This is a genomic window from Acinetobacter sp. A1 (genome assembly GCF_012371315.1).
Classification (GTDB): Bacteria; Pseudomonadota; Gammaproteobacteria; order Pseudomonadales; family Moraxellaceae; genus Acinetobacter.
This window is the reverse complement of the sequence record NZ_JAAZQY010000027.1, coordinates 1-15,454: the sequence shown is the minus strand read 5'-3', so window position 1 is coordinate 15,454 and position 15,454 is coordinate 1. Positions and strand designations below refer to the sequence as shown.

Below are 15,454 nucleotides of genomic sequence, written 5' to 3'. Positions count from 1 at the left end.
CAAAACTGAATATGATGCGAAGCACTTTAGGCGTATAGCTCAGTTGGTTAGAGCGCTACGTTGACATCGTAGAGGTCTCCAGTTCGAGTCTGGATATGCCTACCAATACATCAAAATTATATGTTGTTACATAACTTCATATAGGTAATAAAGCCCTGAATTATAACGATTTAGGGCTTTTTTATTGCTTTTCTTAAAGATACATAACTTCGCTTATAGTTAAAAATATGTACACGGTGGTGTACACTGCGTTAAAAATCTAACTCATGTGTACAAGGTTATGAAAAGAAGCGAAATAAAGAAGCGACCATTATCACCAGCCGTATTGGATGGATTAGAACCTGAAGAAAAAGAATATCGGGAGTTAGATGCTAACGGCTTATATTTTCGGGTACAGCCAAGCGGTAAAAAATCATGGTTGTTTAGATATAAAAAAGAAAATGGTAAGTGGTCATGGTTGAGCATTGGCTCATATCCAGCGATGAAAGCAGTTGTTGCTAGAAAAAAGGCAGCAGAATTTCAGGAAAATATCTATGCTGGGGTGCAGCTTGAAACCAAGCAGAAGATTAAACAAAACAAGATTGAACAGGAAAATTTACTATTCAGTGTTTTGATGAATGACTGGCTTGCAACCAAGAACGGTAACTGGGATGCAGTCACCTATGACAAAGCGGTGAAGTCAATCAATAGGCACATTATTCCAGCGTTTGGAGAGCGCAACTATTTAGAAATAGCACCGCATGAATGGTTAGATTTTTTTAGAGGTTTGCAGGAAGATTTAGGCATTTATACACAGGTTGAAAAATTACGCTCATATTGTAGAAGCGCATACAACCTTGCCAAGTTTAAAAACAAGATCGAATCTAATCCGCTTGATGGTATGACAGAGTTTTTAAACAAGGGCGACAGGGGCAATATGAAATATGTTGAACTTGATCAAGTGGGCAGATTAATAAAAGCAATTAGGCAGCATCCATCAAGACCAGTGGCAATAGGTTTAGAGTTGTTGGCGTTATTATTCCCTAGACCCTCAGAACTTCGGGAAGCCGTTTGGGATGATTTTAATTTAGATCAAGCCGAGTGGATTAAGCCAGCAGAGAAAACAAAAACAGGTATTGTTCACGCTGTACCATTGCCACAACAGGCGGTTGAATTGCTTAGAGAGCTACACACCTATAAAACAGAATCGGAGTATTTATTCCCTAGCCGTGACAGTTTAGAAAAGCCCATAAGCAATATGACATTTAATGTTGCGTTAAATCGCTTGGGCTATCAAGGGCGACAGAATCCGCATGGTTTTAGACATATTGCCAGCACCGCATTAAATAATAAATTTAGTGACAAGTCGCAGGTCATAGAAGCGTGCTTAGGTCACATCAAAAAGGGCGTAAAGGGTAAATATGATAAAGCACAGCACTTTGATGAGCGCATCGAGATCATGCAGTGGTGGGCAGATGAATTAGATCGGATGGTGGGAGAAAAATAATGAAAATACCGTATCCAATTAAGAATTATCTTATTGATGAACAGTACGATTTTAGTGAGAGCTTGGAGCGTTGGCGGTGGGAGTTCATAAGACGCAACCCTGAGTATCAAGCATTTTATGAAAAGCATAAAAACTACTCACACCCTAGAGAGTGGTCAGATGTATGGAAATTTGGCTTGAGAGGATTGCCTGACCCAAAAAATGATATGGGGCTTGCTTTTATTTCAACTCAAATAGGGTTTATTGAACTGCCTAGCTATAGGAGATATGCAGAAGACAAAAAAAGAGATTGGTATACAGATGAAAGATATTTACATGGATTACTAAGGTCACTCACAGAATTTCAATCAAAGCACATGCAACTGGCTGTGATAGATTTATCTATACCTATTGACTTGCAGATAAAAAAATTAAAAGAAGATATAAAGTTCAGAGGGGAATATGACGAAATAAATATGGTCATAAAAAATTATAGATTTAGTGATTGGAAAGAATATTTGAAAATATTGGATGCGAAATATAGCGGACTTGATGAATCTCAAATAGCAGAACAACTCTACCCAGAAGTTGAAAATATTTATCCTGATTACTCTGGAAAAAAAAGAATTATCAAGGCATTACAGCGTTCAGAGTATCTCATTAATAACTTTGCTACTGGTGGCAATGAAATGAATCGCCAACTTTAAGGAAAAATTACAGCCGAAAGATTTTTCCTATTTTTCTATGTAGCCATGTAGATAATTAAGTACATCCCAAGTAAATGCAAAAGGATGTATTTAATGTTAAAGCGATTCAATGAAGTATGCGACCTCTTAAGCCTCAGTCGTGATGGCTTGCGTAAAGTTCAACTCAAAGACCCCACCTTTCCAAAACCAATAAAGCTAGGCAACAGCAAACAAGCTCCAGTGTTCTTCGATATTAAAGAGCTAGAGCAATGGCTGGAGAAGAAAAAAGCAGAGCGTACTGGGGAGCTTAAAGCATGAACAACACTCAATTAAAACAAGTCCTGGCACACCTCAAGCAAGGCAAAACCCTTTCACAAGCTGAAGCTATCTACCTCTTTAATTGCTACCGCCTGAGCGCAATTATTCAGCGTTTACGAAATGCAGGTTATGACATTGTTACCCATAACGAGCGCAATAAGTCAGGCATTGGTAGACATGCACGTTATGAGCTTGTTAAAGAGGTGTAAGCATGAAAAACAAGTTATTCAATATTGCTAACATGCTCAAGTACGGTTATATTAATCGGGCTTTGAGCAAAATCTCAAAGTTAGCTTTAGCAGGCTATAATTCAAAAGGCGCACAGTCCTTAAAGGACTTTTTTTGTGCGTATTCTCTCTATGCGTCTGCGTATCTCTATGCAGGCTTTGGGGGGTGGACACCTTCGGGTGTGCTGGTTTCCTTTTGTGCCAGTCTGCTAACCAACCCTCAGAGCTTGCACCAATCATTTAGCAGTGAAGTGCAAGCTCCAAAACTTACAAAAGGAGCGCATTCTCATGCCTAATCAAAATCAAAAAACCGTTTCACTTGTTCATTATCTTGCTGATGTTTCAGATGCCTACTCACTTGCTGAAAGTGATATGCACTGGATGAGTGCAGCCATTTCTCATATTCGCAAAGAAGTCAGAAAACTAAATGAGTTAGCTAAAAGTGGCAAAGAGGTCACACAGTATCATTTTGGCGAATTGATGCAGCATATAGAGATGTATGAATATCTTGCTGAGAACAGACATAGCCAACATGCAGAACTAGCAGAGAGTTACACCGCCAAGTATGAAGCGGCTAAAGGGGGTGAAGTATGAACGCAAAAATCACTCTTAACGCTCCCTTAGCAGTTAGCACCGATCCAGTGACAGGCAATACAACCGAATATCATTCGATTGAAGATTTTGCGACAGGTTGTATTGATGAGCGCAATCTCAAAGTTAAGCCTGAGAGCTATATTTGTTCTAAATTGCCTAGTTATAACTGTGAAGAATGCACAGCACTGCCTTATGTGAATCGTGAGCAATTGGACAAAATTGTAGGCTATGCAATCACAGGCATTGCCAAAAAATACGACACAGAGCAGACACCGCACAAAGAAATTGATTCTCAGAAAGTATCATTTTTGATTGGTGAAGCTGGAGTATTCGCAAGCAACACAAATAATAAATATATGTCGTATGTTCTAGGTACAGACAATATAGATTTATTTGTGAAACTTGCGAAGGCTGGCGAATCGGTTGTACTTCATAACGATATTGATGAAGCGTATCAGATTATAAACAACGGTATGCCTGAATCTGTTTTTAGATTGATTGCAGGCAAGTCCGCACCTCAACACAATTCTGATTTATTTGTTCAATTGGATGACAGTTTTAAAGAACTTACTAAAGCAGGTATTAAAAAACTGTTTTTAGAAAAAGTTAATCAATTGAAGCAATCAATAGATCAGGATTTATTTGAACAGCCACAGGCGCATGAGTGGGAAGAACCACAACCTTTACACGTTGCGAGCCAATATGTTGAGGGTGAATATCCTATTCATGCTTTCCCCGATGTTATTGCAAAAGCCATTAAGAAATCCGCTCATTTTCACAATGTACCGTTAGCAGTAGCGGCACAAACTTATTTAGGTGAGCAAGCATATATAGCGCAAAGACACATCAAAGCACCCAGCGACAAGTCAGAAAAAGGGCAGCCATGCAGCCTATTCATGCTTACTATTTTTCCATCGGGAGAGGGCAAAGACGTTTGCAAGAGTGATGCTTCAAAAATCAGCGAGAAAATCGAATCTGAAAATATGCAGCAGTTTCGTGCAGATTATAACAGCTGGAGTAAAAAGAAATCAGATGAGCGTGGTGACGCTCCAGTGAACCCGATGTCGAGATTCAAGAAAACCACGACACAAGCCATTATTAGAATGATGGCAGACGGAGCTGGCAACAGTTATATATGGGCAACTGGCGAGGGTGGCTATCTCTTTAGTGGCTACTCATTAAAAAGCGACACTGTAGGCGAATCAATTAGCGTTTTAAATGACCTAGTTGATACTGGCAAGGGAAATGCACTTTTAAGAAATGCGGAAGATAGCCATTATTTTGAGAACAAATATTTTTCCCTAGATATTGCTGTGCAGGATGTTGTTGCAAGACCCGCCCTAACCAACTCTCTACTACGTGAGCAAGGTTTTTTGGCTAGAGTTTTATTTGCAGCACCTACGCCACTCCAGCACCGTGAAGTGACATTAGAGCAGCAGAGCATCAAACCATACGATGATGAGGATTTAAAAGCGTACTGGAAGTTCTGCGAGAAGATGCTGACCACTCCGTATTTTGGCAATAAACTTTTTGTTGGTGACGATGGCAGAGTGATAATTACAAAATGCCAAGATGCTGAGAGGTTACACATTCAGTATCAGAACCATATCGGGCAGGAAGTTGGCAAGGGTGGAAAGTATGAATTTATCAGAGCTTATGCTTTACGCACTAATCAGTATGTTTTGAGAGTTGCTGCAATTTTAGCGTATTGCTCAGAGGTTGATTATATTGACGCTCGTATCATGCAAAACGCTATAGACCTTTGCAAATACTCTTTAGATGAGTGGCTGCGCTACTACGGCAAGGCGGAAAAGTCAGACAGCGAACTGATGCTGGAATGGTTGAAAAAGCAAGATTCATCAAAGATATTGAAATCAGCCATTTCAACTACTGTTTATCCAAAGCACCTACGCAGTAAAAATAACCGTGATGCTGCGCTCAACCACTTAATTGATGCTGAGCATATCCATATCGAGCAAATCGGGAAAAAGGAATATGTGGTTTTAAATCCTCTTTTCTCAAAAGTGGGCTAAAAGGGCTAAAATGCCTGAAACCCTTATACAGTAACACTTTCACTCTAGCCAACCCAAAGGCTAAGAAAGGCTAAAAGGGCTAAAATGATGCTAACAGATGTTGAATCTTAGCCTTTTTAGCCAACTTTAGCCAAGCCATAGGCTAAGGCGAAAGCTATACATGGCAAGGCTTACAGCGACTTTAGCCAAAATAGCCCGATTCTCAGACTAAGAAAATAGCAACAACAGATTGCTCAAGTGTATAGACCTAAAAAAGCTCCCGAAATAGGGAGCTAATTTAGCGAAAAAAATCACCATAAAGTGCAACTCAATGTTGATTAGATATTGAGTAAAAGTCAAGCAATAGAGGTGCTGGCAATGATGGTACAACCTGAAATTATAGAAACAGTTTTACAGGAAAATGGAATCAATAGAGCGCAGGCAAAATCAATTGTAGAACAGGTAAAAAAAGCTGCTTTGGAGAGAGAAGCTGACTTAAGTCACTACCTCAATAGACTGTATGTTGCTGCAATTGAGAAAGGTATTAAGCCATGTGCAAACGGAACATTATCAGAACAACAAGCAGTTCAAATATTAAATAAATCAAAATCCTTTTTTCGGGTGGCAAGGAATCAAAAACGACTCACCCCAAGATGTGTGCAGATCGGAATTGAGTACAGATACACATTGAGGGATTTAGCTGAATATTTGGCTAAGCGTGATAGTTATAAGCCGTTATAAAGACAAAACACAGAATAATAATTAATGCTTATATTTTGCTCATATTACCTACTTAATGTGAGCTTTTTTATGACAACTCTAGCTAAAAAATTATTTGTGCAGCGTCAAGCTGAATTGAACCCACACCAGCATATTTCAAAACATGCGATTGATCTATTCGGGGAGAATAGTGCAGTAGCTAAACTGATGGTGCAAAAGGACTTCACTAGCCCATCACAGGAAGATTATGCAGCAATCGCAGCCAGTCAGCAGTTTGTAAATCTGATTAAAGAAAAATCTCTCATTGGTCAGATTGAAGCGATTGGCAAACATTTAGCCATGCCACTAAACAAGCCCCTTTCAAGTTTTGACCTTTCAGCATGTGAAGTTGTAACACAGGCGCAGCCTACTGCGATTTTGTCTGAAACGTCAGAAATTGGCTTCACTTTGGATTTTAAAAAAATTGGCGGTTATGCGATTTTCCCTGATCGTTATTTAAGCCGTGATTACTATGCACAAGTAGAGCCATTAATTAATACAGCATTGCAGAATAGTTATATCGCAGGCGAAAACGCAGACTTCATTGACATGCTAACTACTGATGCCACTGTGACCACTGCAACAGGTTCAACAATGCCAACACTACTGGCAGACATTACAAATGCACTGGCTTCAATTGATGACCCACAGGACGCAGTGATTTTAATTAACCCATTCACCGCACTGGAGATAGCTAACACGCTGGAGCTTGATAGCTTAGGTGTGAATGGTGGCTCGCTTCGTGGCATCACAGTTATTACAAATAAATCCGTACCACAAAATCAGAAGATTGTATTTGACCTCACAAAATTGGTTTTGGCTGCTGATCCAAGTGTAGAAATTAAATTGACCAATGAAGCCAATGTGTACGACAGCACAGGTACAACAGTTGCACTATTCCAGCAGAATAAGATTGCCGTAAAAATCATGGGTGTAAATGGTTACGCATTCAAAACAGGCTACACAGCGACCATCATTGAAACCGAAGTGGGTGCGTAATTATGAATAAGATATTCCAAAATGTGAGTATTAAAGCTGCCAGTGATGGGCAGCGCATCATTACTGCGATTGCCAATAGTGGTGCTTTAGACCGCACAAATGAAATCGTAAGTGTTCAAGGAATTGAGTATGACGAAAAGAATCTGCCACCGCTTTTATGGCAGCACCAGCATGACAAAATACTTGGTCGCATTTTGAGCCTAAAAAAAACTCAGAAAGGTTTGGAGATGACAGCCCAAATCGCCAAGTATGAAACACCATCTGATTTACAGCAATTGACTGACTCGGTTTGGGAGTCGGTAAAAATGGGCGTGATTAAATCATGCAGCATTGGCTTTAGACCACTGGACTATGACAGATCGCAAGGCACAACAGTTTGGCTGAAAAGTGAATTGCTAGAAGTATCACTGGTAAGTGTGCCAGCAGAATCGGGTGCAAAAATTACAAGTCATAAGGCTGCAAAACAGAGAAGCACAGGTGCAGTAAATTTATCAGGCGTACCGCATACAGTGGTGAATTTGTCAGATATTCCATCACAATCCATAGCTTCAGCACTAACCGCAAATGAGAAGTTATTAGGTGCAAAGCTCGCCTATATGGACACAGCGAACCGCAAGAGCTTATTAGAGCCATTCATTAATGAGTTCGGTGCTGAACGTGCCGACATGGTTAAAGTCTTTGCCGATAGCCTTAGAGGTGAATTATGAGTGTGACTTATAGAACAAGAATGATGGGGCTGATGCCTAACAATAAATACAGGTACTCACCTCAGTGTGTGCAAGTCTATGTTCATGCTGGTAGAAGAATGACAGCAAGGGAGATTGACTTCATCTCAAGTGTTCAGTGTTTACCTTTGGAGAGCATTGCAATTCTAATGCTGAAACATGAGGACAATTTTGAAGCACTGGAATTAGTCCGCATCGGGATGTTGTTTCATGGGCAGAAAGATGACTTTGATGGTTATCTCAAGAAGAACTCAAAAGACCCAAGAGTTAAGAAAGCTCAGGTTATTTGGAACGGTGTGAAGAATAACGGTAAAGGAATATTTGGAGCTTAACTTCACTCTATATGTAAGTGGGGGGTGCTAATTGCTAAAAGTGATTCAATAGCAAAGACCACCCCCACAATCTTATTTTATAGCAACCTTTAAAAAATGAGGTGAAATGTAGATGGCAAAGACCAGTAGCGTTACTTCAAAAATATTGAAGAAATCAGAAATTAAAGTGCCAGCACCTTTGAAGATTACTAAAGAGCAGAAACCATTTTGGGATAGCATTGTGGAAGCCAAAGCACCCGACCTATGGACCACAGCCGATTTAATCCATGCAGTAACATTAGCAAAGACCATGCAGCAGATAGACCGACTGCAAAGGGAAATTGAAGCAGAGGGCGAAGTCTTTACCAATACGCATGGCAACCCAACATTAAACCCCAAGCTGTCACTACTGGACACAGCAATAAAACGTAGCGTTTCTATGTGCAGGCTTTTACAGATTCATTGCATTGCTACCGTGCAGAGTGGGCAGAATGCTGCAAAGAACACAGCGCACAGGAAAGCACAGAAAGCAGTAGAACAGACAGAGGATAGCGATTTATTGGCTAGACCATCTTAAATTACTGATGTATTACCAGTGATAACTGTTAAGGGGGGGCAAGTTGAAAGCTAAATAAAGCCTTTTTTTCTAGACCCCGCCCAATCGCACGCATAAAAAAAATTCTGTTTTTAGGAAAAAGTTACGGTTTGAAATGAGAATTTTTACATATAAAAAGGCAATTTTTATTGAGGGAATCTTGCAAGGTTTGCCGCCTAATGAGAGCGCAAAACGTGCTGGATATAAATACCCAAGACAAACAGCCTACCGATTAATGCAGGATGAACAGATAATCTTTTACTTGAGAAAGAAAGGTTATGCTGGAGAGCTAAAAGCAGAAAGCAAACCCCATGCTAAAGGGTTTGTTGATATTAAATACATTATGCAAAATGAAGATAATCCATTAGAGCTTTTATTGTTTTATATGAATTGCGAGGAAATACATATAACCCAGCAAGTTAAAATTGCTGCGTTTTTAATGCCGTACTTCTATGCTAGAAAACCGCCAAAACCCTCAACTGCGGGCACATAAAAGAGAAATGAGCCAATATTATCGGTTTAGTTTGATTTACTTTTCATGTACACAGGCTTGTACATTGTAGTTTATATGAAAATATACTTTAATTTATTCAATGGTTTATGTTGTAGTTGGGTATTGGATATGCCTACCATATATATCAAAGGTTTGCAAGGAATTTCATGTACTTGCAAGCCTTTTTTTATTGCCTTTAGCTTGTTGCATATGTTGCCAAAGTTGCTATTTAGATACACTTAAAACTTAATTTGTGTCAGGATTTGTGTCAGAAAGATCAGTATAAAAGCATCACCTCCGTATCAACCGCTCCCAACAGCCAGGAGTATTGAACTCCCCAGTGACCTAACAATATCCCTAATTCTTGGAATATTCGTATTATTTTAAAAGTGAGAATCCAAGTTCTTCATCAACATGGCAACACCCTCAACATCCAACAAAACAACCAGCAGCTCAGCACCCATGGAACAGCTTTAATATCGGCGAAGATGCCGCAGTTAACTTCATCCAGCCGAATAAAAGTACAGTCGACCTTTTGAGTTGGAACTACAGAAGAGGAAAGAGGAGTCTATATCACAGTCATCTCAAGAAATTGCTCTTGAAGTACAAGTTAACCCTGAATATTAAAGTCAAAAATGTATCAAAGCAGAAAATTTCTATGGAGCAGCTACCAAATACATGCTTAGATTGCGACATTTAATCAAGTCTGAATTGGCAGAGGGTGGCTCTATTTTTTTAATCTTTGTGCAATACAGCTTCATAATAGTGCAACTGCATTTAAATTGAATCAAAACTTACCATTCAGCCTTATATTTAGTGTGATAAAACCTTAAAAACGTAATACTAAATTGGCATGCCATTTGCTTTTCTTAAGCCTAATAAAGTGATCTAGGGTTCCGATACATGAAAACTCATGTGTGTCTGAGACCGAGAGTTCACGGCTTAAGTTTCAAACTCAAGCTACACGGAGGGATAAAAGCCCGGGAGGTAATCCGTAACGATTGGGGGAGATGCATATGAGCATAACAACTTATCATGAAGATCAGGTTTTGTGGACTGAACGCTTACCGGGTGGACATCACTGGTCAGCACGCATTCAGCGTGGCGCCGTATTACAACTAAAATCCTTAGGCAAACATGCCAATGTCGCACTGTACTGTGTCAATGCTGAGGACAAACTCGAACGTTATAACATGCCAGATAGTCTCAAGGCACAACATACTGCATTTTTAAGTACAGGCAATATTTTGGCTTCTGACCTAGGTCGCGCCATGATCTCGATTGTCAAAGATGATCACGGTTGGAACGATGCTTTTTGTGCGCCAAGTACTGCACAACAAATTGAACAGCAATTTGGCTCTAAAACTTTTCAAGATTCGCGTAATGACATGTTTCGCAATGGCAAAGATAGTTTGCTTTTAGAGATGACCAAATTCGGTTTATCGGCGACAGACCTGAGCAGTACTTTAAATCTGTTTTCTAAAGTTCAACCCGATGATAACGGTAATTTATCTTACGTCGCTTCTGACAATACCGATCAAGTACTTGAACTACGCTTTGAAATGGACTGTTTAGTGTTCCTATCGTCTGCACCACATGCTTTGGATAACAGCACAGAATATGCCTCAGCGGATACTCAACTTTCCCTGTTTAAGGCTTTGCCTTTAGGCGACAGCGATGTTTGCCGTGATTCATGCCCGCAAAATCAGCGTGCTTTTCAAAACAATAATCGTTACTACGCTTTAAGTGCTTAAGGGGAATAGATCATGACTGCATTAGCCAATTTAAAACAAAAGTTAGAAAAATCAGTATTGAGTGAAATCTGTCCTGCTGGTGACGCGTGGATGTGTGAAGTAAAAAAAGGGCAGTATTTCCGTATTGTTGACCTAGAAGGTAATCAAGCTGTAGACACGCTATTTATCTCAGCTTCAAATCCTGAAGAGCGTTATAGCGCAACCGATACTTTAGCGATTAATCAGCAAATTTATTTAGAAAAAGGCACAACGCTATACACCAACTGTGGCAATAAAATTGCCACCATCCACGATGATAACTGCGGTCGCCACGACACTTTGGGTGGTGCATGTTCATGTGAAAGCAACACCGTTCGTTATGCGCATGACAAATATCCTATGCACAGTTGCCGTAACAATTTCATGATTGCACTGTCGCAACACCCAATTGCCAAAAAGCATGGGCTGAATGTGCGTCATATTGGGCCAAACATTAACTTCTTTATGAATGTGCCTGTTACCAGTGAAGGGCATCTTAAATTTGATGATGGCATTTCTGCACCGGGTAAATATGTCGAAGTGAAAGCAGAGATGGATTTGATTGTGCTGATCTCCAACTGCCCACAGCTCAACAATCCATGTAATGCCTATAACCCCACCCAAATTCAATTGATTATCCGTGAAGGCGAGGAAGCAAAAAATGTTTAATAAAGTTCTGATCGCCAACCGTGGTGCCATTGCCTGTCGTGTGATTCGTAGCCTGAAAAAGTTGGGCATCCAATCTGTTGCAGTCTATTCCGAGGCAGACCGTGATTCATTGCATGTGACCTTAGCGGACGAAGCAGTGTATATCGGCGAAGCACCCGCCAGCCAAAGCTATTTAAATGTCGAAAAAATTCTGGAAGTCGCGAAACAAACTGGTGCGCAAGCGATTCATCCTGGTTATGGCTTCTTGTCTGAAAATGCTGAATTTTGTGATTTGTGTGAATCACAAGGTATTGCCTTTATTGGTCCGAACTCAGCACAAATGCGTGCCTTTGGTTTGAAACATACCGCGCGTGAACTTGCCATTCAAGCGAATGTACCTTTACTGCCGGGTAGTCAGTTATTGGCAGATGAGGCTGAAGCATTGTTAGAAGCAGAACGTATTGGCTATCCAGTGATGTTAAAAAGTACTGCCGGTGGTGGCGGGATTGGCATGCGTCTGGTTTGGAATGAAGCTGAACTGAAAGATGCCTATGCAACGGTTTCCTATTTAGCCCAAGCCAACTTTAAAGATGCGGGTTTGTATCTTGAGAAATTTGTCCAAAATGCCCGACATATCGAAGTGCAAATTTTCGGTGATGGTCAAGGTCAGGTAATTGCACTCGGTGAGCGTGATTGTTCGGTGCAACGTCGTAACCAGAAAGTGATTGAGGAAACGCCTGCACCACACATCAACGATGAACAGCGTGCCTATATCCAAAATGTCGCGATTCAACTGATGAAGTCAGTGAACTACCGTTCTGCGGGTACAGTTGAATTTGTGATGGACACCGACACACAAGAATTCTACTTCCTTGAAGTTAACACCCGTTTACAAGTAGAACATGGCGTGACCGAACAAGTCTTTGGTGTTGATTTAGTCGAATGGATGGTGACCCTTGCCAGCGGTGACTGGACGGCACCAACTGAGAAACTTGAATCTAAAGGTCATTCGATTCAAGTGCGTTTATACGCCGAAGACCCAATCAAAAACTTCCAGCCAAGTGCAGGGCTTTTGACCCATGTTGAGTTTGATGCCAATGCGCGTAATGAAACTTGGGTAGAAACAGGTTCAAACGTTTCATCGTTCTATGACCCGATGATTGCCAAAATCATTGTGACCTTTGATGATCGTGAGTCCGCGATTCAAGCCATGACCGAAACTTTGGCCAAAACTTCAGTTGCAGGGATTGAAACAAATCTTGAATATCTACAAAACATTATCGACTGTGATGTATTTAAAGCAGGCACACAAACCACACGTTTCTTAAATACATTTGAGTGGAAAACCCAAAAAATTGAAGTCCTACAAGCTGGTATTCAAACCGCTGTGCAAGATGTCACAGGGCGTTTGGGCTATTGGGATGTTGGTGTACCACCTTCTGGTGCGATTGATCCACTATCTTTAAATGTGGCAAACCAACTGCTTGGCAATGCCTATAACACCGCAGGGTTGGAATGTACCTTGCAGGGTCCTACCTTAAAATTCCATTGCGATAGCCAGATTGTATTGGCAGGTGGTGATATGCCATCGACTTTGGATGGTGTGACTGTGCCAATGTGGCAAACCGTGAATGTGCGTAAAGGTCAAATTTTAAAATGTGGGAAAATCACCTCAGGTTGCCGTACTTATATCGGCATTAAAGGCGGTTTGAATGTGCCTGATTACTTAGGCTCACAAGCGACTTTTACCCTTGGTCAATTTGGCGGTCATGCAGGACGTAACTTATTAATTGGCGATATGCTTCCAATCACAGCATTTACATCGGATGACATCAATGCACTAGCGCCTGAACAGATCCCAACATTCAGCCATGAATGGGAAATTGCCGTGATGTATGGTCCACATGGTGCACCTGATTTCTTTACCAAAAATGATATTGATACTTTCTTTGCCAATACCTTTGAGATTCACTTTAACTCCAGCCGTACCGGTATCCGTTTAATTGGTCCAAAACCTGAATGGGCACGTGAGGATGGGGGTGAAGCGGGTCTGCATCCATCCAATATTCATGACAATGCTTATGCGATTGGTGCCATCGACTTTACAGGCGATATGCCGATTATCTTGGGTCCAGATGGCCCAAGCCTAGGCGGTTTCGTGTGTCCAGCGGTAGTGATCAATTCTGAGCTTTGGAAATTGGGTCAACTCAAAGCGGGTGACAAAGTCAAGTTTGTCCCTGTGAGTTATCACCAAGCCAAACTTTTAAATGAAAAATATCATGCGCAGCTAGAAGCGACCGATACGCAAGCGGCGACATTTGATGAATCGTTCTATCCTGAACTTTCTACGCTGAACAATGCCGTACTCGATACCTTAGCAGGTCTAAACGGTGCGCCTGATGTGGTCTATCGTCCTGCTGGTAATAACTATATGTTGGTGGAATATGGTGAGCTGGTTTTAGACCTGAACTTACGTTTCCGTATTCATGCCTTGATGCAATGGGTTCAACAGCAAAATATTGAGGGCATTATCGACCTGACGCCGGGTATTCGTTCACTGCAAATTCATTTTGATTCGATCAAGCTTGATCAACTTGATTTACTCCGTTTGCTGCAAGTGGCTGAAGCAGAACTGCCTGATGTGACCGAGATGCAAGTACCATCTCGTACTGTGTATTTGCCGCTGGCTTGGGAGGATTCACAAACGCAACTCGCAACTGAACGCTATATGCAAACCGTGCGCCCAGATGCGCCGTGGTGTCCAGATAATATCGAATTTATCCGTCGTATTAATGGCTTAAAAGACAAACAAGCCGTTAAAGATGTGGTCTATGACGCCCGTTACTTGGTTATGGGTTTGGGGGATGTGTACTTGGGTGCGCCTGTGGCGACCCCGCTTGATCCACGTCAGCGTTTAGTCACCACCAAATATAACCCTGCACGGACGTGGACGCCTGAAAATGCCGTGGGTATCGGTGGAGCCTATATGTGTGTTTACGGTATGGAAGGTCCGGGTGGTTATCAGTTTGTGGGTCGTACCACACAAATGTGGTCACGCTACCGTAAAAATGCTGACTTTGAACAAGGTAAACCGTGGTTACTGCGCTTCTTTGACCAAATTAAGTTTTATGAAGTATCTGAAGCTGAACTGATGCAAATGCGTGAGGACTTCAAAGCAGGTCGTTTAAAATTGCGTATTGAAGAAGGTGTATTGAACTTAAAAGAATACAATGACTTTTTAACTGAAAATCAAGAATCCATTTCAGCATTCAAGTCTGTACAGCAATCCAACTTTGATGCAGAGCGCCGTCGCTGGCATGAAGCTGGTCTTGCGGAATATGTGTCTGAAAGTTTAGATGCTGTGGATGATGGTGAAGGGGTTGAAATTCCTGATGGTGGCTGTGCGGTTGAATCGCATATGCCGGGTTCAATTTGGAAAATTGAATGTCAGTCGGGCGATATTGTGGAAGAAGGTGCAACGCTTGCAGTGATTGAAGCGATGAAGATCGAAATTCCAATTATTGCGCCTGAGCGTATGAAGGTCGAAGCCATTACTATTGAAAAAGGACAAACGGTGAAAACGGGGCAGGTGTTGTTTACGTTGGCGCCTGTGGCTTTGATTACGATAAGAGGTATTTGAACAAATAGTGTAAGAGTGCTAGACTATTTCTAACATAGCCGCCACGCTTAGTTCTTCTTTGGAAGTCCGCGCAACCTTGGCGGTTTTTCATGCCTGAATTTTAGTGATTTATGTTAAAACCTTATAATAAGAAGTAATGCCAGTCAGTTAAGAAATTGACTGGCATTTTCTTGGATATTTTTGTGCTTTAATTTTCACTACTCGCGGACA

At 41.1% G+C, this 15,454-nt stretch carries 16 protein-coding genes, 1 tRNA gene and 1 riboswitch; all 17 genes read left to right on the top strand.

Annotated elements, in window-relative coordinates; genetic code table 11:
• Positions 1-28 precede the first annotated feature (28 nt).
• The 17 genes from HHA41_RS09905 (at position 29) to uca (ending at position 15,244) form a co-directional block, all read left to right on the top strand.
• Positions 29-105, top strand: a tRNA-Val gene (locus tag HHA41_RS09905).
• A gap of 175 nt (positions 106-280) precedes the next feature.
• On the top strand, positions 281-1,486 hold the full coding sequence (locus HHA41_RS09900; RefSeq protein ID WP_168461561.1) for a tyrosine-type recombinase/integrase: 1,206 nt from the start codon (positions 281-283) through the stop codon (positions 1,484-1,486).
• Positions 1,486-2,172 (top strand): hypothetical protein, encoded by a 687-nt coding sequence (locus tag HHA41_RS09895; RefSeq protein ID WP_168461559.1) that lies wholly within the window; start codon positions 1,486-1,488, stop codon positions 2,170-2,172. Before HHA41_RS09900 ends, HHA41_RS09895 begins: the two co-directional genes overlap by 1 nt.
• 93 nt (positions 2,173-2,265) lie before the next feature.
• Positions 2,266-2,469, top strand: a complete 204-nt coding sequence (locus tag HHA41_RS09890) for an AlpA family phage regulatory protein (RefSeq protein ID WP_168461557.1) — start codon at positions 2,266-2,268, stop codon at positions 2,467-2,469.
• Positions 2,466-2,678, top strand: a complete 213-nt coding sequence (locus HHA41_RS09885) for a helix-turn-helix domain-containing protein (protein WP_168461555.1) — start codon at positions 2,466-2,468, stop codon at positions 2,676-2,678. Before HHA41_RS09890 ends, HHA41_RS09885 begins: the two co-directional genes overlap by 4 nt.
• A gap of 2 nt (positions 2,679-2,680) precedes the next feature.
• Positions 2,681-2,992 carry a hypothetical protein gene (locus HHA41_RS09880; protein ID WP_252726732.1) on the top strand — a complete coding sequence of 104 codons (312 nt, stop codon included), beginning with the start codon at positions 2,681-2,683 and terminating at the stop codon, positions 2,990-2,992.
• The gene (locus tag HHA41_RS09875) at positions 2,985-3,290 is read left to right on the top strand and encodes a hypothetical protein (protein WP_168461553.1); all 306 of its coding nucleotides are present in this window, start codon (positions 2,985-2,987) and stop codon (positions 3,288-3,290) included. Before HHA41_RS09880 ends, HHA41_RS09875 begins: the two co-directional genes overlap by 8 nt.
• Positions 3,287-5,323, top strand: a complete 2,037-nt coding sequence (locus tag HHA41_RS09870; RefSeq protein ID WP_252726731.1) for a DUF3987 domain-containing protein — start codon at positions 3,287-3,289, stop codon at positions 5,321-5,323. The genes HHA41_RS09875 and HHA41_RS09870 overlap by 4 nt, the downstream gene beginning before the upstream one ends.
• 357 nt (positions 5,324-5,680) lie before the next feature.
• On the top strand, positions 5,681-6,043 hold the full coding sequence (locus tag HHA41_RS09865) for a helix-turn-helix domain-containing protein (protein ID WP_168461551.1): 363 nt from the start codon (positions 5,681-5,683) through the stop codon (positions 6,041-6,043).
• Positions 6,044-6,112: 69 nt separating this feature from the next.
• Positions 6,113-7,060, top strand: a complete 948-nt coding sequence (locus HHA41_RS09860; protein WP_252726730.1) for a hypothetical protein — start codon at positions 6,113-6,115, stop codon at positions 7,058-7,060.
• Between the two features lie 2 nt (positions 7,061-7,062).
• Positions 7,063-7,767, top strand: a complete 705-nt coding sequence (locus HHA41_RS09855) for an HK97 family phage prohead protease (RefSeq protein ID WP_168461549.1) — start codon at positions 7,063-7,065, stop codon at positions 7,765-7,767.
• A complete protein-coding gene (locus tag HHA41_RS09850; RefSeq protein WP_168461548.1) occupies positions 7,764-8,117 on the top strand; it encodes a hypothetical protein in 354 nt (117 codons plus the stop codon). Before HHA41_RS09855 ends, HHA41_RS09850 begins: the two co-directional genes overlap by 4 nt.
• 112 nt (positions 8,118-8,229) lie before the next feature.
• Positions 8,230-8,673 (top strand): P27 family phage terminase small subunit, encoded by a 444-nt coding sequence (locus HHA41_RS09845; RefSeq protein WP_168461547.1) that lies wholly within the window; start codon positions 8,230-8,232, stop codon positions 8,671-8,673.
• A gap of 133 nt (positions 8,674-8,806) precedes the next feature.
• A complete protein-coding gene (locus HHA41_RS09840; protein ID WP_168461546.1) occupies positions 8,807-9,184 on the top strand; it encodes a hypothetical protein in 378 nt (125 codons plus the stop codon).
• Positions 9,185-10,061: 877 nt separating this feature from the next.
• Positions 10,062-10,173, top strand: a riboswitch (guanidine-I (ykkC/yxkD leader).
• A 27-nt stretch (positions 10,174-10,200) separates the two neighbouring features.
• A complete protein-coding gene (locus HHA41_RS09835; RefSeq protein ID WP_168461545.1) occupies positions 10,201-10,938 on the top strand; it encodes an urea amidolyase associated protein UAAP1 in 738 nt (245 codons plus the stop codon).
• Between the two features lie 12 nt (positions 10,939-10,950).
• Positions 10,951-11,625, top strand: a complete 675-nt coding sequence (locus tag HHA41_RS09830; RefSeq protein ID WP_168461544.1) for an urea amidolyase associated protein UAAP2 — start codon at positions 10,951-10,953, stop codon at positions 11,623-11,625.
• A complete protein-coding gene (gene uca / locus HHA41_RS09825) occupies positions 11,618-15,244 on the top strand; it encodes an urea carboxylase (protein WP_168461543.1) in 3,627 nt (1,208 codons plus the stop codon). The genes HHA41_RS09830 and uca overlap by 8 nt, the downstream gene beginning before the upstream one ends.
• The last annotated feature ends 210 nt before the right edge of the window (positions 15,245-15,454 follow it).